Source organism: Roseiflexus castenholzii DSM 13941 (assembly GCF_000017805.1).
In the GTDB taxonomy this organism is placed as follows: Bacteria; Chloroflexota; Chloroflexia; order Chloroflexales; family Roseiflexaceae; genus Roseiflexus; species Roseiflexus castenholzii.
Window position 1 is genome coordinate 3,239,640 of sequence record NC_009767.1, and the last position, 18,773, is coordinate 3,258,412.

The 18,773-nt window shown below is 60.8% G+C and carries 16 protein-coding genes; 13 read left to right on the plus strand and 3 right to left on the minus strand.

The window, feature by feature from the left end; genetic code table 11:
- Nucleotides 1-8 precede the first annotated feature (8 nt).
- Nucleotides 9-1,172: a DUF4350 domain-containing protein gene (locus tag RCAS_RS12950; protein ID WP_012121015.1), complete on the minus strand. Its 1,164-nt coding sequence runs from the start codon at nt 1,170-1,172 to the stop codon at nt 9-11.
- A complete protein-coding gene (locus RCAS_RS12955) occupies nt 1,169-2,155 on the minus strand; it encodes a DUF4129 domain-containing protein (protein ID WP_012121016.1) in 987 nt (328 codons plus the stop codon). Before RCAS_RS12955 ends, RCAS_RS12950 begins: the two co-directional genes overlap by 4 nt.
- A 430-nt stretch (nt 2,156-2,585) precedes the next feature.
- On the opposite strand from RCAS_RS12955, the gene RCAS_RS12960 reads away from it, so the two are divergent.
- The 3 genes from RCAS_RS12960 (at nt 2,586) to RCAS_RS12970 (ending at nt 6,158) form a co-directional block, all read left to right on the plus strand.
- Nucleotides 2,586-3,743: a 6-phosphofructokinase gene (locus RCAS_RS12960; protein ID WP_012121017.1), complete on the plus strand. Its 1,158-nt coding sequence runs from the start codon at nt 2,586-2,588 to the stop codon at nt 3,741-3,743.
- 12 nt (nt 3,744-3,755) lie between these two features.
- Nucleotides 3,756-4,796, plus strand: a complete 1,041-nt coding sequence (locus RCAS_RS12965; RefSeq protein WP_012121018.1) for a tagatose 1,6-diphosphate aldolase — start codon at nt 3,756-3,758, stop codon at nt 4,794-4,796.
- Between the two features lie 243 nt (nt 4,797-5,039).
- Complete coding sequence (locus tag RCAS_RS12970) at nt 5,040-6,158, plus strand: 6-phosphofructokinase (RefSeq protein ID WP_012121019.1); 1,119 nt, start codon at nt 5,040-5,042, stop codon at nt 6,156-6,158.
- A gap of 37 nt (nt 6,159-6,195) precedes the next feature.
- Here RCAS_RS12970 and RCAS_RS12975 read toward each other — a convergent pair whose 3' ends face one another.
- Nucleotides 6,196-7,533 carry an amylo-alpha-1,6-glucosidase gene (locus RCAS_RS12975; protein WP_012121020.1) on the minus strand — a complete coding sequence of 446 codons (1,338 nt, stop codon included), beginning with the start codon at nt 7,531-7,533 and terminating at the stop codon, nt 6,196-6,198.
- A 145-nt stretch (nt 7,534-7,678) separates the two neighbouring features.
- Between RCAS_RS12975 and RCAS_RS12980 the strand changes: the two genes are divergently transcribed.
- The 10 genes from RCAS_RS12980 (at nt 7,679) to RCAS_RS13020 (ending at nt 18,752) form a co-directional block, all read left to right on the plus strand.
- Entirely contained in the window at nt 7,679-8,053 is a 375-nt protein-coding gene (locus tag RCAS_RS12980) for a hypothetical protein (RefSeq protein ID WP_012121021.1), read from the plus strand.
- A 57-nt stretch (nt 8,054-8,110) separates the two neighbouring features.
- Nucleotides 8,111-9,469 carry a DNA methyltransferase gene (locus RCAS_RS12985; RefSeq protein ID WP_041330752.1) on the plus strand — a complete coding sequence of 453 codons (1,359 nt, stop codon included), beginning with the start codon at nt 8,111-8,113 and terminating at the stop codon, nt 9,467-9,469.
- Nucleotides 9,470-10,155: 686 nt separating this feature from the next.
- On the plus strand, nt 10,156-10,887 hold the full coding sequence (locus RCAS_RS12990) for an alpha/beta fold hydrolase (RefSeq protein WP_012121023.1): 732 nt from the start codon (nt 10,156-10,158) through the stop codon (nt 10,885-10,887).
- Nucleotides 10,884-12,248 carry a magnesium transporter gene (gene mgtE, locus RCAS_RS12995; RefSeq protein WP_012121024.1) on the plus strand — a complete coding sequence of 455 codons (1,365 nt, stop codon included), beginning with the start codon at nt 10,884-10,886 and terminating at the stop codon, nt 12,246-12,248. The genes RCAS_RS12990 and mgtE overlap by 4 nt, the downstream gene beginning before the upstream one ends.
- 203 nt (nt 12,249-12,451) lie before the next feature.
- Nucleotides 12,452-15,292: an FHA domain-containing protein gene (locus RCAS_RS13000; RefSeq protein WP_012121025.1), complete on the plus strand. Its 2,841-nt coding sequence runs from the start codon at nt 12,452-12,454 to the stop codon at nt 15,290-15,292.
- 3 nt (nt 15,293-15,295) lie between these two features.
- A complete protein-coding gene (locus RCAS_RS25205) occupies nt 15,296-15,544 on the plus strand; it encodes a hypothetical protein (protein ID WP_157042642.1) in 249 nt (82 codons plus the stop codon).
- Nucleotides 15,545-15,588: 44 nt separating this feature from the next.
- Nucleotides 15,589-16,050, plus strand: coding sequence for a hypothetical protein (locus RCAS_RS13005; protein ID WP_012121026.1), 462 nt, complete (start codon nt 15,589-15,591; stop codon nt 16,048-16,050).
- A gap of 34 nt (nt 16,051-16,084) precedes the next feature.
- Nucleotides 16,085-16,843, plus strand: coding sequence for a gamma-glutamyl-gamma-aminobutyrate hydrolase family protein (locus RCAS_RS13010; RefSeq protein ID WP_012121027.1), 759 nt, complete (start codon nt 16,085-16,087; stop codon nt 16,841-16,843).
- Between the two features lie 287 nt (nt 16,844-17,130).
- On the plus strand, nt 17,131-17,628 hold the full coding sequence (gene purE, locus RCAS_RS13015; RefSeq protein ID WP_012121028.1) for a 5-(carboxyamino)imidazole ribonucleotide mutase: 498 nt from the start codon (nt 17,131-17,133) through the stop codon (nt 17,626-17,628).
- The gene (locus RCAS_RS13020; RefSeq protein WP_012121029.1) at nt 17,625-18,752 is read left to right on the plus strand and encodes a 5-(carboxyamino)imidazole ribonucleotide synthase; all 1,128 of its coding nucleotides are present in this window, start codon (nt 17,625-17,627) and stop codon (nt 18,750-18,752) included. Before purE ends, RCAS_RS13020 begins: the two co-directional genes overlap by 4 nt.
- Nucleotides 18,753-18,773: the final 21 nt, after the last annotated feature.

Here is an 18,773-nt window from a genome sequence, read left to right on the forward strand (position 1 = left end):
TTCAAGCATTATAATCGCTCGCGCGCCTGTGCGGCAATGAATGCGTCCGCTGCCGCAACGATGCGCAACAGATCGGCATCGGACGACGGCGTTGCCCGCAGTTGCGAAAGCAGCGCCAGCAGCGCCGCCTCGTCGATGGGACGCACTCGTGCCAATTGATACACGAATTCACGATCCTCAAGGTGCGGATTGATCCCGTATGGCTGCGCAAGCCGACGCTTGAAATCGGCATAGAAGTGTTGCAGCATGTACCGGCGTTTGCCGCCGCGCCGATACAGGTCCGCCATGCTGTCGAGGTACTCTGCGCTGCTGCGGCGTGCAGTCTCTTCCTTGAGCGGTACAGCGCGACCGAAGCGTCGCCCGCCCAGCAACAGGAACAGCGCCGTTGCTGTTGCGACATAGACCCCCGCCCACCCCCACGGCGTGGTGAGCAATCCATCGGTTGGCGATGGAGGCGCTATCAGCCCGTGATGATACTCATCGAACAGAATACGCCCACCCGGCGGCAGGCGTCGCAGCATATTCAACACCAGCGCCGCATTTTGCGGATCGCGCAACCCGCTGTTTGTGAACAGTTGCACACTTGCACTGACGTACACATAGCCGCTGCCGATCCGGATGCCCGCAATCAGAACCTGACCGGAAGCGCCAAACAGAGGCGCATAGTCGTTTCGTTGGAATTCGAGTGTGCGCCGGGTGCGAACCGAGATTTCGCGCACCGGCGGTTGATCGAATACCGGCTGCAACGCTGGCGCGCGCTCGACGATCGATGTGTCGGTGAGAACGGTGGTCCGCACCTGCAACGCATCGAGCAATGCATCCGACGCGCTGAAGCCCGTCGGCGCATCGTCGGCGAAGATCAGCGTCCCGCCACGCTCGACCCACGCCAGAATGTCGCGCGCATGGGCGCGACTGATTGGCTCGCTTGGGCTAAGGATCACCAGCACTGCATCGTCATCGGTGACCTCGAAGCGACGATACTCGAGTCGGCGCGCATCATACCCTAGCGCGCGCGTCCATTCGTACAGCGCAAGCGCCCCGGTCGGCGCAGTTGAGTACGTGCTGGGAAGGTTGGGGTCCTGTGGCAGTGTTCGCCCTGGACCGGCAACGACAAAGACGATCAGAACGCCAAACAGACCGGCAATGATCAGCAGATCGCGCACCTGCGTCATGCCTGTTGCGCTCCCGTCTCGCGGCGCAACGCCTCGATCTGTTGGCGATACGCCGCGAACGCCGATGCATCGACAGGCGCATGACCGTACCAGACCTGATCGAACGTTTCGATCACCGGCGTCAGGCGCGCCAGCAATGCGGGATTGCGTTGCGCCCGTTCCAGATACTCGCGGTTGGTCAATGCGCGGTCGTAGCGCACCATGTCCTGTTCATCGAGCCAGAGGAGCGCTGAAAGATAGAGACTGCGCACCGCTGCACGGTAATCGCCGTCGCGCGCCAGAGCGCCAGCCTGATCGAACGCCTCAGCCGCCGTCGGCACAGGATCGTCGCTGTGTGCGGCGATCTGTGCGTCGCGCACCATACCGCGCCGCAGGTTGATGATCAGATACACGATCACTGCCAGCAACAGCACAATGCCGACCAGCGTCAGCAGCCAGGCGACTACATTGGTTGAAGCAGGTGGAACGGCTTCGAGCGGACGCAGAAGGGTTTCGATCACCCACGCCAGCCAGTCGAAGAAATCGATCAGCCACTGCGGTGTTTCAGGCGTCTCGGAACGACCAAACGGTGGCGCCGAAAGCAGGCGATCCAGTCGTTCGAGCGCATCGGTTGGCGCCGATGGCATTGGCAGCGCCCGCGCGTCGATCAGCGCTCCGAGACGCGCCGCGATCAGTGGAAAATCAGGGGTCGGTGACGACAATGCATCCTGCAACCAGGCATTGCTCACCGATACAACCGTTCCATCGGGCAGGCGCACTGCCGTCGTTGCAATCAGGCGATCCGCCGCTTCTTCAAGACCGACACGATCACGGCGTTGCGCGGCAGTGAATGCTTCGCGCAACCATGACTCATACACCGTCGTATCAGGGATAGCGCTTTGAGCGGCGGTGGAAGCGACCAACAGGCAGCATAACGCCACGCATGCCACAGAGGAGAATAGTAGACGCATGCTTTGCCAGCGCATGTATAATATCCGATGCACGCAATTCTCCGTCTCAGCGCCTGTGTTATTATATCAGCAGCCAGCGCCGGCAAGCAAAGGTTGTGAGATATTTACGCGCGGTTCGGAACTCCATAACCGCAGCAGGGTTAAAACGTGTATACAATGGCGATGTATCGCGTACCACACAGGCATGGCGTGATCATCCCGATTTGTGGGCAATGGCGTCGCCGCACACCGCAGCGGCGCGCAGTGTATGTCTCAGCGTAATCATCACAGGCGTCTGCTTTCGGCTGCCGGTCACCCTGTCGGACCTGGCCGTGCAGTCGTCGACTGGAGCGCCATCACTGTGGTTCCTGGTGAGCGATATCTCCGCGCAGATGCACAGGTGCTGCGGGACGATTCGCGCACCGTATGAGCACGACGCTCACAAGGCTCTGGTATCGCTCAGTTTAGTGAGGAGACAGGAATTATGCGGATCGGAATTCTGACTGGCGGTGGTGATGTTCCCGGTTTGAACCCCTGTATCAAGGCCGTGGTGAATCGCGCCAACGACGCCGGGATCGAGGTGATCGGCATTCGACGCGGCTGGGCCGGGTTGCTCTACTACAATCCGGACGATCCGGAGAGTGCATCGGAGTGGGTACAGCCCCTTACAAAAGCGGACGTTCGCACGATTGACCGCTACGGTGGAACGCACCTGCACACATCACGCACGAACCCGCAGAAGGTGCGGGAGAAGGATATGCCCGAATTTCTCAAAGGCAGGTTCGAATTCTCCGGCGAAAAGAAGACCGCTGACTGCACGCCGCACGTGTTGCGCGTGCTCGAACACCTCGGCATCGATACGCTTGTGCCGATTGGCGGCGACGACACCCTCTCTTACGCAGTGCGCATGCATCGCGAGGGGGTGCGGGTGATCGCCATCCCTAAGACGATGGATAACGACGTGTTTGGCACCGATTACTGCATCGGTTTCTCAACGGCGGTCACGCGCAGTGTCGATTTTCTCAACGCCCTCCGCACACCGACCGGCTCGCACGAGCGTATCGCAGTGATCGAGTTGTTTGGGCGCAACTCGGGTGAAACGGCGCTCATTTCGGCGTATCTCGCGGATGTTGATCGCGCTGTTATCTCCGAAGTGCCGTTCGATGTCGAAAAACTGGCGCGCTTCCTGGTCGAAGACCGCAAACGAAATCCGAGCAACTATTCCATCTGTGTCATCTCAGAAGGCGCATCAATGATCGGCGGTCAGGTGGTCGAGTATGGGCAGGAAGACGCTTATGGGCACCGGAAACTCGGCGGCATCGGCATGATCACCGGCGAGGCGATCAAAAAGATCACCGGCATCGACATCGTTTATCAGCAACTATCGTATCTGATGCGCGCCGGCGCTCCCGACTCGCTCGACCGGATGGTGGCTATCTGCTACGGGAACCTTGCAGTCGATCAGTTGCTCCAGGGGCACAGTGGTCGTATGGTGGCGCTCCAGAACGGTCAGTACACCACCGTTCCGGTCGATACCTGTGTGCAGGGGGTCAAGCGGGTCGATGTCGAAGAACTGTATGATACGGAAAACTATCGGCCGCGGGTCAAACACCCGCTCGGCAAGCCGATGTTCCTGTACTGAAGGAGGTGGACAATGGCCACGGTCACGATGACGCGCGGCAAATTCAATGGCATTAACAAATGTGCCAATGAACGCGGCGTGATTGCAGCAGCGGCAATGGATCAGCGCGGTTCGCTCAAGAAGGCGATAGCGAAAGCGCGTGGCGAAGGCGGAACAGCGACCAGTGAAGACCTGACCCTGTTCAAAACCGCTGTCACCAAGGTGCTGACCAGGTATGCTTCGGCCATCCTGATGGACCCGGAGTATGGTCTGCCTGCGCTCCAGCACAAGGCGCCCAACGCTGGCGTGTTGATGTCGTATGAGAAAACCGGGTACGATGCAACTATCAAGGGGCGCCTGCCCGATCTGCTCGACAACTGGAGTGTGTATAGTCTGATTCAGGCTGGCGCCGACGCGATCAAAATCTTGATCTACTACAATCCCTTCGACGACCCGGATATCCTGGCGCGCAAACATGCGTTCCTCGAGCGGGTCGGCGCGGAGTGCAAAGGTCTCGACGTGCCCTTCTTCCTCGAACCGCTGGCGTATGACGACAACATTGGCGACGAAAAGAGCTTCGAATTTGCCAAAGTGAAGCCAAAATATGTCGCGGCGTACATGGAGGAACTCTCCAAGCCGAAGTATGGCGTCGATGTGCTGAAGGTCGAAGTGCCGGTCAACATGAAGTTTGTTTCGGGCACGAAGGCGTTTGGCGGTCAGGAGGCGTATACCCGCCAGGAAGCGCTGAAACTCTTCCGTGAAGCGTCGGATGCCGCCACCAAGCCGTTCATCTACCTGAGTGCCGGGGTGACCGACGAGGTGTTCCGCGAGTCGCTCGAGATGGCTGCCGAAGCCGGTTCGCGCTTCGCCGGCGTTCTTTGTGGACGCGCCACCTGGCAGGACGGCATCCCCGTCTATGCGCGCGAAGGGTACGATGCGCTTGAGGCATGGCTCAACGACCGCGGCGTGCAAAATATTACGGCGTTGAATGAAGTGCTCGACAAGGGCGCCAAAGCCTGGTGGGATATGTACGGCGGCAAGGACGCGATCAACGTTGTTGATCTGCCAGTCTGAGATTGCGTCCTTCGGTGATGAGGGACGACGGGGCGCTCCTCGCCGCTGTCGTTGTGCAACGACCCCGCACACGCTCGTATGAACGCGCCGCTGCGTCTGAGACGCGGCGGCGCGTGGTGTTTCTGGATGATCCATCAGATTCCGACGGTATAATAGTGGGCGAACATCCGGTCTTTCGCCGGATCGGAATGCACCCTGGACGCCTGGAAGCGCCTGTTTCAGGAGAGGAGAGGAACCAGCGCTATGACAATCGATACCGCCTCACGACTGCGCATTGCCATCTGCACCGGCGGCGGCGATGCACCCGGCCTGAATGCCGTCATCCGGGCAGTGGTGTTGAGCGCACTCAACCGCGGATGGGAGTGTTATGGCATTCGCGATGGCTTCAATGGCATTCTTTCACCGAAAAGTTATCCGCGCGGCGGGGTCATTCCGCTGACTCGCGATACGGTGCATGGCATTACGCCGCTTGGCGGCACGATTATCGGCACAACCAATCGGGGCAATCCGCTGCGCTATCCGACACTACTGCCCGATGGCACGGTGATCGAGCGTGATCGCACCGACGAGATAGTGAACGGACTGGCAGTGTATGGCATCGATGCCCTGATCTCGGTCGGCGGCGATGGTTCGATGGAAATTGCTTCGGCGCTGACCCGCAAAGGGGTGCGCGTGATCGGCGTTCCCAAAACGATTGATAACGACCTGGACGGCACGGTGGCAACCTTCGGGTTCGATACGGCGGTTGCCTTTGCCACAGAAGCGATCGATCGCCTCCATACAACCGCCGAAGCGCACCAGCGGGTGATGGTGGTTGAGGTGATGGGGCGCTACGCTGGCTGGATTGCGCTCAACGCTGGCGTGTCCGGAACCGCGCATGCGGTTCTTATTCCCGAAATTCCGTATGATATTCATAAAGTGGCTGCCAAGATCAAGAGTCGTGAAGCCGAAGGACGCCCCTACTCGGTGGTCGTGGTCGCCGAGGGCGCTCGCCCAATTGAGGGGAGCGTTTCGCTGATTGCGCCAAAGGAGGCCGGGCGCGCCGAGCGGTTAGGAGGTATCGGCGAGCGTGTCGCGCGGGAACTTGAAGCCTTGACCGGCAGAGAGACGCGCGTGGTGGTGCTGGGGCATCTGCTGCGCGGTGGCACGCCAACCACCTTCGACCGATTGCTGGCGCTCCGTTTTGGCGCTGCTGCCGTGCGTGCCCTGGAAGAAGGTCAGTCCGGCGTGATGGTCGCGCTCGATCCGCCGACCGTGCGGTATGTGCCGCTGGAAGAAGCGACGCGCCGCATGAAAACCGTCCCGCTCGACTCGGATACCATGCTGACTGCGCGTGACCTGGGAATCTCTTTCGGCGACTGACCCTTCTGCTGTCGGTCGCGGAGCAGACCGCAACTGGCTACACGGGTCCCCCGCCGGGGCGGACGAAGGCGTCGTTGATCTCCATCGCCACCGCCGAGGCTGGCTTTGCCGCCAACAACTGATCGAACAACGGCATCCGCCCTGTTCGCACGACATGATCGGCATACAGATACATCGCCGCCGACCATCCCTGTTGGGCGTATCCCATCGGATGACCGCTTTCGCCGTGCATCCATTCGTTGAATTCCCAATCATCGTGCAATCCCTGACGAACGCCGTCCGCGAGCGCCAGCAGCAGGCGCTCCGCCTGCGCCTGCCAGCGATGGCGCACGAGCGCCGCGATGTGAAAGCCGCCGATCATGGGCCAGATGCCGCCATTGTGATACTGATGCGGCAGATTGAGGGTGCGACTGCGGTAGTATTCGCGCCAGTTCGCCTCGCCGGGATAGATCGGCGGATGGATGGCTTTGGTCGGGTACGGTTCTGCCATGCCCACCTGATGCATAAAACGCAGGATGTGCTCGGTGCGATGCCCGTCGGCAACGCCGGTCAGGATGGCGAGCAGATTGGCCAGGCTGTCGCACCAGTCGCCGAACTCGCGAAAGGCGACCCACGGAAGGTAGAACGGTCGGCTGGAAATCATGCCAATATTGTGATAGAGCATGAACCATTCCAGTCGCATTGCCTTCAAACGCTCGAGGTGCTCGGCGAAATGTTCTGCTACCCAACAGCGGTCGATCCAGAAAAGAAGATTGATCCGTTCATGAATGCCCGCTGCGTCAATTGTTAGTCGATGCGCCGCCATCTGCGGCTCGACGACGGCGCGCAGTTGCTCGTGCGCCAGTGCAGCCGCGTAGTACAGGACATTGTCGTAGAGCGTGTTGTAGCGCACAGCCAACAGGTCCATCCAGTTGCCTGCTTCGGGAATTTCGATCAGACCGCACTCGTTCATATCCTGGTATTCGAGCCAGACCATTGCCCGGTCGATCACGCGCCAGTGCTCCCGCACGAACGCTGCGTCGCCGGTGGCGCAGTAGTGAAGATAGTGACCTAGAATGAACCAGAGGTTCGAGTCGGCAGCGCCGGCGTTCTCGGTGCTGATGTAGCCGGTGTCGGGGTTGATGTTCAGCGGAATGAGTCCACGGCGTGACTGCGCTGCGCCGAGAGTCTCGAGCGCTGCACGGCTGCATGCGATCAGTTCGGGATCGCCGCTGGCGACCGCTCCCAGCATTATGATGCCGTTGTCGCGCGCCCAGATCTGCGGATAACCGGCAGCCAGCGCCGACGCCCGAAATCCGACCGGCGTCCGGCAACGATGGAGCGTTTCGAGAGCGCGCTCGCGCGCTTCATTGATCAGATGGTGATGCTGATTCATAGTGCTGTTCCTGATGACTCAGACTGTGCCTGCATATCCAGAAAGCGCAGGATGTATCGCCTGTGTTTCCCCGTGTTGCTGCGCCCTGGCACGCATGCGCGGCAACATTGCCCATCACTCTTGCATGCGATACAATCCATACGCCATGGAACATATTCTACGCCTGCATTCCAATCTGCTGTTTACGATCCTTGTGGTCTTTGGCATTCTGGCGCTCTGGTCGCTGATGCTCGGGTTGCTGCGTCGTCCGGTCGGGCAATGGCTCCTCAGCGGGATGGCAATTGGGGTGCTGCTGGTTCTGGCGGAGTGCATCCTTGGCATACTAATGATCATCCAGGGATTGCGCCCGTTTCGCACAGAGATGCACATCCTCTATGGCATCATCGCGTTGTTGACCATCCCTATCGCCCATTCGTCGGCGCGCAACCGTGAGCCGCGCTCGCAGGGGTTGATGTATGCGTTCGCATGCATGTTCGTGTGCGTTATTGCGCTACGTGCCGTCGAAATGGCGCGTCCTTGAGCGCACTGCGCCCACATCGCAATGGAACGCGCCATATTGGGAGAACGCTCGCAAGCAATGGACGGAATACCCATCGTTCACCTGTCGCCGCCGGCTGGTCGGGCGTGGCTCACATGGAACGGGAAGCGCCTGCCCACGCCGCTCTCTGTGCCCCCTGCCGTCGAAATCGAACGCTGCGGCGTCGGCGATAATCTTCTGCTTCACGGCGAGAACCTTGCTGCGTTGGCGTGGCTACTCGCCAACGGCTACCGACGACGGATCAACCTGATCTACATCGATCCACCGTTTGGCTCGGGCATCGATCGCGCGCGGCGCGTCCGCCTGCGCGGTCCTGGTCCGGCGCGCCTCATACCGGCTGCCGAGGTTGAATACTGCGACACATGGGATGACGATGCCTATCTCCAGTTTATGTATGAGCGACTGATTGCGCTGCGCGACCTGCTCGCCGATGACGGCTGCATCTACCTGCACTGCGACTTTCGCAAGGCGCACCACCTCCGCTGTTTGATGGACGAAGTCTTTGGCGCTGAACGGATGCTCAACGAAATCATCTGGTTCTACCCGCGCGGCGGCGACGGTGAACGCCAGTTTAACCGCAAGCATGACACCATCCTGCTCTACGCCCGGGGTGACCGCTGGACGTTCAACTATGACGCGGTGCTCATTCCCTACACTCGTCGTCAGATTGCTCGCTTTCGCCAGGAAGACGAACGCGGACGCTACTACTGGAATGTCAATCCACGCGGCGAGCGCGTCAAAACGTATTTGCGCAAACCGGGCATTGGAGCTTACGATGTCTGGACGATCCCGATCGATGCCGCACTGGTGCGCGACCTCGGCTACCCGACTGCAAAACCGCTGGCGCTGCTCGAGCGCATTATTCGCGCTTCATCTCGACCGGGCGATCTGGTGCTCGACTGCTTCGCCGGGTCGGGAACGACCGCAGTGGCGGCGCAGCATCTGGAACGCCGCTGGATTGCTTGTGATGCAAACCCTGGCGCCATTCAGGTTACAGCGCGCCGTCTCCGCCAGGCAATCCTCGAGCGCGCGCCGCTGTCCGTTGGATTTTCGACGTGGCGGATTGGTGATGCCGTGCCGGCGCCACAGGGCGAGGCCGGTATTCGAGTTCTGCATCGGAACGAACAGGTCACCGTTGTTGTGGAGGCGTACTCCAGTTCCGCGCTGGCAACCCTCTCCGGCGATCCCTCCGAGTGGCGCCGCATCGTTGACGAAATCCTGATCGATCCGATGTATGATGGCACAGTGTTTCGCCCGGTCATCATAGATGCGCCGCTGCGCCGCAGTGCGCTTGTGCGCGGCGCGTACACCATGGCGCGAGAAGCCATCAGCGCATCCCTGGCGCTCAAAATTGTCGATATAACTGGCGGCGAAGCGTTCACGATTGTGTCGATCTGATGCGTGTCCTGATACGAATGTTGCTTGACTCGCTCTGTATAAGAGTGTATACTTCCTGAAGCCGGCATGTCCGGTCGGTTCGTTGTGCTCTCTCGCCAGAAACGACGCCTGGAATACGCGATGGTACTGCCTGTCGTTCAGGTTTCACGCTGATCGTGAACGATAATGGAACATTCGCAGGAACGGAAGCGCTGCGACGGTAACGAGCGCAGACGCGCTATGGGGAAACGACGAGACGGTTTCCTCTCCAGGCTCATTCGGGAGAGCGTTCTGATGAAGGGATATGGACGCGAACTCTGGTCATAGTCGCGCGCGGCAGCACCACCATGGCTGCGCGCCGGTCACCTCACTCGCTGCGGGGGAAGGCAGCGCCGGCAGTCGCTTCTAGCGGCTTACGCCTTTCTGTGGTCACGCGCCCCCGCAGCACGAGGCTGCGGGGGCTTTTTTGGGCGCATTATACCAATTACGATTGAAGATGCCGCATTCTTGTCATTCCGAGCGGGTTCGCGCAAGACCCCTCGCTCTGCTCGGGGTGACAATGCCGGATGGTCACAGGTAATTGGTATTACCTCACGCTCCAGGTCCTCCTGCGATCGGCGGCGTCTTGAGTGCATCAACGGGCATGCCGTTGACCGCCGCGCGTTCGGTTGACAATCTGCCTGCAATGCTGTCAACGGAGGACTGCCATGACTGCGCTTTCTCTGCGCGCCATTCCTGCAACCAGGCGCGCATCTGCGCTCTACTGCGCAACCAGCGGCAGCGGGTTTCCGCTGTTGTTCATTCACGGCTTTGGCGCCAGTGGTGATGAGTTTCAGCCGCTTGCCAGCCAGCTTGCCAAACGGTATCAGACCATTGTGCCAGATCTGCGCGGGCACGGTCGGAGCCGCCGGCTACCGCTCGCCGACAGCATCGAGCGCATGGCGACAGATGTGGGAGATTTGCTCGATCTCCTCGGCATTGGTCGTACCTTTGTCGTCGGTCACGCGGGTGGATCGGCGATTGCAGCGCACCTTGCCGCCGATCAGCCAGCGCGTGTGTGTGGACTCGTGCTCATTTCACCACCTGCGATCACACCACCGGAACGCCGATCATTCGGCGCGCGTCTGCGCGATGGTTTGAGCGCCGCGTTCAACCGCAACGACAATGCTGGCGACCACGATGCTCAGGCATGCCAGCGCCTGCTCCAGAAGGCTGATTATCGTGCTCAATTGCGCTCGATTACGGCGCCTACGCTGGTCATCGCCGGGGATCACGATCCGAACCCAACCGCGCGTCAGGTGCGCGAGATCGCACATATGGTCGGCAATGGCACGTCTGTGATCGTGAGAGGAGGCAGCGCCAGCCTGTTGCCCAAACACGCCGACGCATTGATCGATGTGCTGGCGCCCTGGTTTGAGCAGCAGGAGCGCACTGCATGACCGCCCCGCTCGATCTGGACCTGCTCGAGCAGCAGGTGCGCGCCGCCCTCGAAACTGAGGACATCACAACCCTGCGCGAGTTGGTGGCGCGCATCTACCCCCCTGACCTGGCAGATATTATCGAGCGCCTCGATGATGAGGATCAACAGCGCGTCTTCAGTCTGCTGGAACTCTCGCAAGCCGCCGATGTGCTCGATGAAGCCAGCATCGACACCGCGCGCGAGTTGATCGGTCAGATGCCGGTCGAACAGGCTGCCGACATTCTGGAAGAACTCGACAGCGACGACGCTGCCGCGATTCTTACCGAAGATGTGCCCGAACGGCAAAACGAACTGCTGGCAGCGATGGCGCCCGAGGAGGCTGCCGATGTTCGTGAATTACTCCGCTATCCGCCCCAGAGCGCCGGTCGCCTGCTTAACGATCGGTTCGTCGCCCTGCGCGAGAGCGATACGGTCGCCGATGCCATGGAACGCTTGCGCAACATCGTTCATGATGCTGCCGTCATCGTGTATCTCTACGTGCTGGACCAACACGATCGCCTCATCGGTACGGTCAGTCTGCGGCGATTGCTGGTCGATTCTCCCAACCGACCGATCATCGAATTAATGCGCCCTTCGCCTCTCGCCGTCCAACCTGAAACCGACCAGGAAGAAGTCGCGCGCATGGTGGCGCGCTACGACCTTGCCGCGTTGCCCGTCGTCGATGGCGAGGGACGGATGCTCGGCGTTGTCACCGTCGATGATGTGATGGATGTGCTGTTGGAAGAAGGAACGGAGGACGTGCTGAAGTTTGGCGCGGTGGCGCAGGGGCAGGCGGACGAGACGTACTTTACGACACCGATTGTAGCATCGGTGCGGCGGCGAATCGTCTGGCTGCTGTTCCTCTTCGTCGCCGGTTCGATCACTGCCAACGTCCTGCGCCTGTTCGAAACAGAGCTGGAACAGGTTGTGGCGCTCTCGTTCTTCATCCCATTGCTGATCGGCACCGGCGGCAACACCGGCGCGCAGACCGTCTCGACACTCATTCGCGCTATGGCGCTCAACGAAGTGCGTCTGCGCGACGTGTGGCGTGTGCTGGTGCGTGAACTGCTGGTTGGCATCATTCTCGGTGTGCTCCTGGCAATCATCGCGTTTGGGCGCGCTTTCCTCGAAGTGCCTATGGCATCGCTGGCGATCACCGTGGCGCTGTCCGTGATGGCTATTTGCATCTGGGCAAACATTATTGGCGCGATGGTTCCGATGGCAGCCCGACGGGTTGGCATTGATCCTGCGCTCATTTCGGCGCCGTTGATCACGACGCTGGTCGACGCCAGCGGTCTGGCGATTTATCTCCTCATTGCAAAATTGCTGCTGGGATTGTGAGCGCCCCACACATTGCCTCCTTTCGTTCGTAACGGCGCCATCTGGTTCGATCTGATCCGTCAATTGCGATTTCTCTACTCTTGTGTGAAGAAATTCCATCTTTCCCACCGTACACGCCATTGATACACTGACAACAGTGAGATTCGGCATACACCTCCTTCAAGCCGGACAGCAGACGGCGTTACTGACCAGGAGCATTCGCAATGACATCACGACTGACCGGTATGCGCGGTCCGCTGACCGGACGCACTTTTGACATCGGCGATCAACCGCTCACCATCGGGCGCGCTGCTGACAATCATATCGCCATCGCCAGTCCGCGCGCCTCGCGCCATCACGCGCAGATTCGGCGCGAGGGCGCGTCGTTTGTCCTCTACGACCTCGGCAGCGCCAACGGCACGCTCGTCAACGGGCAGCGCGTGCAGCGCGCCGTGTTGCAGCCCGGTGACCTGATCGACATTGGTGATGAGGTCTTTCGATTCGAGGCTTCGTATCAACAGGATGCAACCGTGTTGAGCGCACCTCCACCACATGCGTACCCGTCGCAACCTGCCGCGCCCGCTTACCCGCCACCGTCTCCGGCGGCCCCGCCGCACCCGGCTGCACCGATACACCCGCCTCAATACCAGTCTCCGGCAGCTCCGCCGCCACAACCGGCCTACCCGCCGCAACCGGTCTACCCGTCCCAGCCGCCTCCCATTTCGCCCCAGATGCCGCCTGCTGCTCAACCACCGATGTATGCGCCGCCGCGTTCCGGGAAAGGCGGTCGCTCCTGCCTGCTGGCAGTGCTGCTGCTGCTGGCGCTGGTCTGTGTGGCCGGCGCTGCGGGCGCTTTCATCTTCCGCGACCGCCTGCGCGACGTTCCCGGTATTGGTAATCTGCCGGGCATCGGCGGCGGCCCAACCATGACGCGCCCGCCCATCCAGACCGGCAGCGCTGCGGTCGGCAGCGGACAGGCTGCCGCCATTGCTATGCCCGGCGGCGGACCGATGATTGAAGTGCCACCGGGCGCTGTGCCGACCAACCCTGATGGCTCCCCCGGCATGTTGACCTTCTCAGTCGCGCCCGCCCCCGACCAACCGGTCAACCTGTCGCCCGATATGGCGCTCAGTGGATCGCTCTACCAATTCGAGCCGGAAGACGTGACCTTCGCCGTACCGGTGCGCATCACGTTGCCGATCCCCGCCGGAACCGACCCGGCGCGGGTGATGGGACTGATCACGCGCGATCCGCAGAGCGGCGCATGGGCGCCGGTCGCAGGAGTAGTCGACTTTGCCGCGCGCACGGTCAGCGCCGATGTGACCCACTTCTCGCCCTACGGTGTGTACAGCTACACTGGCAGCGATCTTGACGCCTGGTATCGCGCCAACGGTGGCTGGTTCGTGATCGAAAATCAATTGCTGAGCGGCGATAAGCCTTATCCAGGGTGCCGTAACCTGCCGCGCGCGCTGTACGTCAACGTCTGCATTCAACAGGCGAATCCAGGTGATCCGGGTCTCTCCTACCTGTTGCCCGCCGACAATCTGCTGGCGCGGGGACCACGCAATGACTTCGGCGCGCCCTATCGCCCGCTGAAAACGTGGCTTCCTGCCGGCACGTACCGGGTTGTCCACTATGTATTCATGAGCGAGATCAACACCGATCCCATGTATGTGCCGTGCTTCGGCTGGTGGGTCAAACCGCCACAGATAATCAACCTGAAGGCAGGGCAGACGGTTACTTTCGGGCCTTTCAGTGAGCATGACGGGACCTCCATGACCTCGTTCGATGTGAAGACCTGCACCGGCATGCCTGCGTCAGGGACGCCCGTGGTGGGGCAACCGACGTCGCAACCGCCGCCGCAACCGCCTGTGGAAACGTCCGGCGTCTGCCCGGCGAAGATGAATGGCGAGTGGGATGCCAACCTGACACTGCGTGAAACGAACGATCCAGATTTGCAGGACGAGATTGGCAACGTGGACACGGGTATTTTTGTCTTTCAGATCAACGGAAACGATGCGCAGGTCCAGATTGTCGAACCAGACGGTGCGCGCAGTGACCCTGCCAGCGGATCGTGCAGTGTGCAAAACGGGCGCTTTGTCATCACAATATCGGAAACAAACAGCAACGCAGGGCTTGTGTTCAAACTCCAGTTCAACGGAGATGATCGGATGACCGGCGAAGTCACCGTTTCAGAAGGAGAGAAATACGCCACCGGTGACATCGATATGATCCGCCGAACCGGATCAGGGGAGTCATCTCCCGGCGATCAGCCTGTGGTCTGCACCCAGGAAGTCGAGATCATCAACAACAAGTATCTCGGCGCGTGCGGCGTTAGTGATACACAGACGTTCGAGCTGGCCCAGCGTGCATTTGTCGCTCGCATTCGAGTCTGGCACAATCCAGAGATCACCGAGACTGATACGCCGTATGTGACGATTACCGGTCCCGATGGCTATAACTTCTCAGGAAACACGGCAAAAGGCGGTTGTTACGCTGGTTGGTGCGAGGCGATGGTCTCGCTCAATCAATACCTGGACCCAGGAACCTACCAGTTGTCCATTCCGACTGCTTCGATCTGCGCAGATCCAAGCGGGAAGACCACCCTGATCCTCTATGGATGCTTTATGCCCGGGCAATCCTCGGATTTTACCCCCGGTTGTGCGGCGATGACTGGCGTCTGGAACACGACGATGATGCTGCGTTCGTCGACCAACTCCAACGTTCCGACAGGAGGAACACGACAGGGGGTGTTGACCCTGCGCGTCGAGGGCGATTCGGCTGAGGTGCAATGGACAGAGGGCGGCAGAAGCAGCCCGGTAGTTGGTGGAACGTGCGCAGTCCAGGGTGATCGATATCAGATCACTCTGAATCAGCAGGTGGAGGCGTTGCTCCCGCCCGGAGCGCCCCTGCCGCCGCCAAATGCGCAGGCGCCGCTCGAAGAAGTCTTATTCCCCGTTACCTTTGATCTTCAATTTGAAGGCGGTGATCGCCTGACAGGCATCGTCACGTCACGGGCTGATAGTTACGAATATAAGAGTGATGTTGTGATGTCGCGCCGATAAGAGATGCCCGTCACCCTGGCCAGCGCGCGCCTGGCTGCACTTCCTGGCGCGCGGGCCGGTTCGCTCCGCTGCTGCCCCGTACTCCGCCGGGTGACGGGCGTCTCCGCCGACGCGCGCCTGGCTGCACTTCCTGGCGCGCGGGCCGGTTCGCTCCGCTGCTGCCCCGTACTCCGCCGGGTGACGGGCATCTGCGTTCGCGATAGTCTGTCGCACCAGTCATCGGTGGAAGCGTTGACACGCCTGCTATGCTGAAAACAATGGCTTTCCAGCATCATTGTTCTCAGAAAGAGGCTTGCATGACACGCGGCGCGATATGGGTCGCTCTGTTACGCGTTGTACGCACACATCATCTGCAATTGCGCTATGGGCTGATCGGCGCAGCACATACCACCGATGCATTGTTGACGAGCAGTGTGGCAGGTGTTGTGACCACGTCGGGAAATACGGCACTCTCCCAGGGATTTGCGGGCGCGCTGTTTGCCGGTCACGACGCGACACTGACCAGCAGCGGCAGCATGATCATCACTGCCGGGCACGATCTGGAAGTGCAGGGTGGAGGTGGCGGCATGCTGCTCGCCGACACAGTGTATGTTGCCGATACCACCGTTCCTCTGGTGATTGCGCGCAACGTGAACGCTTCTGGAAACACCCGTATCCTGCTGAACACACCGCAAGCGATTGCGCTTGGACTGGCCTGCGGCGCCGCGCTGGCGTTGATCGGCGCTATCATTCGCCGCCGGCGGGGCAGTCGGGTATAATAGAAAGAACGTTGTTTCACGCAAGTGAGTGTCTATGAGTCTATCGACACGCCCGACCATCGGCGTCGTCGGCGCACTGTTCGAGCGCCGAAACGCTTCAACCATCAGTGGTATCGGTCGCTCCTACCTCGCGGCAGTGGAAGCAGGCGGCGGCATTCCGCTCCTGATCCATCTGACTGAGGATGATGATGTGGTCGATATGCACTATCAGCGCTGCAACGCGCTGCTGTTCTGTGGCGGCGGTGACATCGCGCCAGTCCACTATGGGCAGACGCCACACCCGCTTCTGGGTCCGATTGAGGAACTGCGCGATCGGGTCGAGCTACGCCTGGCGCGCCGTGCTGTCGTTGATCGCAAGCCCGTCCTCGGTATCTGCCGCGGCATTCAATTGCTGAATGTCGCGCTTGGCGGCACGCTCTACCAGGACATTAACGACGAATTGCCAGGAACACTTGACCACCGCGAGTCGTCGCAGCGCAACGACCGGGCATCCCTGGCGCATTCGCTCACCCTTGAGCACGACTCATGGCTGGCGGAGATTCTGGGTGCGACCACGATTGCGGTCAACACGCTCCACCATCAGGCAGTGCGCGATGTGGCGCCCGATCTACGTGTTGTCGGGCATGCGCCCGACGGGGTGATCGAAGCGGTTGAGGGTACGGGCAATTCGTTCATCGTTGGTGTTCAGTGCCATCCCGAAGAACTATGGCAATCCGCCGAGCCACGCTGGCAGCGGCTGTTTACCGGCTTCGTTGCGCAGGTGGCATCCATCGCGGGACGAACACCCGGGTAAGCGAAGGCGTGGTCTCCGCCTACCCGGTCACGCTTCCGTTCAAGGGCGGACAGCATGCATAAGCATAGCGGGCATGCATGGCGTTAGGATGCACCGTTTGACCCTCACCCTTCACCCCGCTCCCGCGCGCGGGAACGGGGTGACTAGCGCCGTTCCACAGCCCGAAGGCATGGCGAAGGCCACGCCTCGATCAGGGCAGGCGCTCTGTTCGCTCACAGCATCGCTTGCATGCCTCGCACTGGCGGCAGCACAGCGTTCTCTGGACAGGATCAAGAAGGTCAACGCCTATGCAGCCACTGGTCGGCATTATTATGGGATCGATGTCGGACTGGGAAACGATGCGTCATGCGGCACAGACGCTGGACGAACTGGATGTGCCTTTCGAGACGCACATCGTTTCGGCGCACCGCACCCCCGATCTTCTGTTTGAGTATGCAGCAAGCGCTGAAGAACGCGGCATCGAAGTCATTATTGCAGGCGCCGGCGGTGCGGCGCACCTGCCCGGCATGACCGCCGCGAAAACGGTGTTGCCGGTGCTGGGTGTGCCGGTTGAGTCGCACGCGTTGCGCGGGCTGGACTCGCTCCTATCGATTGTGCAGATGCCGGCTGGCGTTCCGGTCGGAACACTGGCGATCGGGCGAGCCGGCGCTATCAACGCCGCAATCCTTGCGGCTGCGATCCTCGGCAATCGCTATCCTCACATTCGCGCTGCACTGCGACGGTTCCGTGAACAGCAAACCCAACGGGTCCTCCTGTCTCCTGATCCACGTGAGCAAAGCCAATGAATGATAGATTAATCGGTGTTCTGGGCGGAGGGCAATTGGGGCGAATGCTGGCGCTCGCCGGTTATCCGCTCGGTTTCCGCTTCCGCTTCCTCGATCCTGCCGATGATGCGCCGGTTCGCTACCTGGCAGAGCAGGTTGTCGCATCATACGACGACCATTTAGCCGTGGCACAGTTCGGCAGCGGGTTGATAGTCGTCACCTATGAGTTTGAGAATGTACCGGTGGCGACGGCGCGCGCGCTCGAGCAGCATATACCGGTGTTTCCACCGCCGCAGGCGCTTGAGGTTGCACAGGATCGTCTCGCGGAAAAGCGCTTCTTCACACAACTGAACATTCCAACCGCGCCGTTCGCGCCGGTGGACGACCGCGCGTCGCTTGATGCAGCAATCGAGCGTATTGGGCTGCCTGCTCTTCTGAAGACGCGACGCCTGGGGTATGATGGCAAGGGGCAGGCATTGATCGGGCAGCGTGCAGACATCGAAGACGCCTGGCGCGCACTTGGCGGGCAGCCGCTTATCCTCGAAGGGTTTGTTTCGTTTGTGCGTGAACTTTCCGTCCTGGCAGTGCGCGGGCAGGATGGCGCCGTCGCGTGCTACCCGCCGGTCGAGAATCTGCACCGCAATGGCATTCTGTATCGCTCGATCGCCCCTGCGCCCGGGCTTGCCACCGAGGTGCAACTGCTGGCGGAGACCTATGCGCGCCGGGTGCTCGAAGCGCTCGACTATGTCGGCGTTCTGGCAATCGAGATGTTTGAAGTGGAACCTGACCGTACCGGCGGCGCTCGCCTGCTGGCGAACGAAATGGCGCCGCGCGTCCACAATTCTGGTCATTGGACGATTGATGGCGCTGTGACGAGTCAGTTCGAGAACCACCTGCGCGCCATCGCCGGTCTGCCGCTCGGCGACGCCTCAGCGCGCGGTTGCGCCGCGATGGTCAACCTTATCGGCGGATTGCCCGATGTGACGATGCTGCTGGCGCTGCCTGATACTCATCTGCACCTCTATGACAAAGCGCCGCGACCGGGGCGCAAACTGGGACATGTAACCGTCTGCGCCGTGGATGCAGAGCGCCTGGCAGAGCGCCTGGCAGTCGTCGAACGGTATGTTCTGGCGAGCACGAAGTGATTGCCTCGTTATTCCGTTTAC

What these genes read in the sequence shown, in the direction of transcription:
- RCAS_RS12950 (WP_012121015.1), bottom strand. Translation starts at nt 1,172, where the DNA reads ATGACGCAGGTGCGCGATCTGCTGATCATTGCCGGTCTGTTTGGCGTT.
- RCAS_RS12960 (WP_012121017.1), top strand. Translation starts at nt 2,586, where the DNA reads ATGCGGATCGGAATTCTGACTGGCGGTGGTGATGTTCCCGGTTTGAAC.
- RCAS_RS12965 (WP_012121018.1), top strand. Translation starts at nt 3,756, where the DNA reads ATGGCCACGGTCACGATGACGCGCGGCAAATTCAATGGCATTAACAAA.
- RCAS_RS12970 (WP_012121019.1), top strand. Translation starts at nt 5,040, where the DNA reads ATGACAATCGATACCGCCTCACGACTGCGCATTGCCATCTGCACCGGC.
- RCAS_RS12975 (WP_012121020.1), bottom strand. Translation starts at nt 7,533, where the DNA reads ATGAATCAGCATCACCATCTGATCAATGAAGCGCGCGAGCGCGCTCTC.
- RCAS_RS12980 (WP_012121021.1), top strand. Translation starts at nt 7,679, where the DNA reads ATGGAACATATTCTACGCCTGCATTCCAATCTGCTGTTTACGATCCTT.
- RCAS_RS12985 (WP_041330752.1), top strand. Translation starts at nt 8,111, where the DNA reads ATGGACGGAATACCCATCGTTCACCTGTCGCCGCCGGCTGGTCGGGCG.
- RCAS_RS12990 (WP_012121023.1), top strand. Translation starts at nt 10,156, where the DNA reads ATGACTGCGCTTTCTCTGCGCGCCATTCCTGCAACCAGGCGCGCATCT.
- mgtE (WP_012121024.1), top strand. Translation starts at nt 10,884, where the DNA reads ATGACCGCCCCGCTCGATCTGGACCTGCTCGAGCAGCAGGTGCGCGCC.
- RCAS_RS13000 (WP_012121025.1), top strand. Translation starts at nt 12,452, where the DNA reads ATGACATCACGACTGACCGGTATGCGCGGTCCGCTGACCGGACGCACT.
- RCAS_RS25205 (WP_157042642.1), top strand. Translation starts at nt 15,296, where the DNA reads ATGCCCGTCACCCTGGCCAGCGCGCGCCTGGCTGCACTTCCTGGCGCG.
- RCAS_RS13005 (WP_012121026.1), top strand. Translation starts at nt 15,589, where the DNA reads ATGACACGCGGCGCGATATGGGTCGCTCTGTTACGCGTTGTACGCACA.
- RCAS_RS13010 (WP_012121027.1), top strand. Translation starts at nt 16,085, where the DNA reads ATGAGTCTATCGACACGCCCGACCATCGGCGTCGTCGGCGCACTGTTC.
- purE (WP_012121028.1), top strand. Translation starts at nt 17,131, where the DNA reads ATGCAGCCACTGGTCGGCATTATTATGGGATCGATGTCGGACTGGGAA.
- RCAS_RS13020 (WP_012121029.1), top strand. Translation starts at nt 17,625, where the DNA reads ATGAATGATAGATTAATCGGTGTTCTGGGCGGAGGGCAATTGGGGCGA.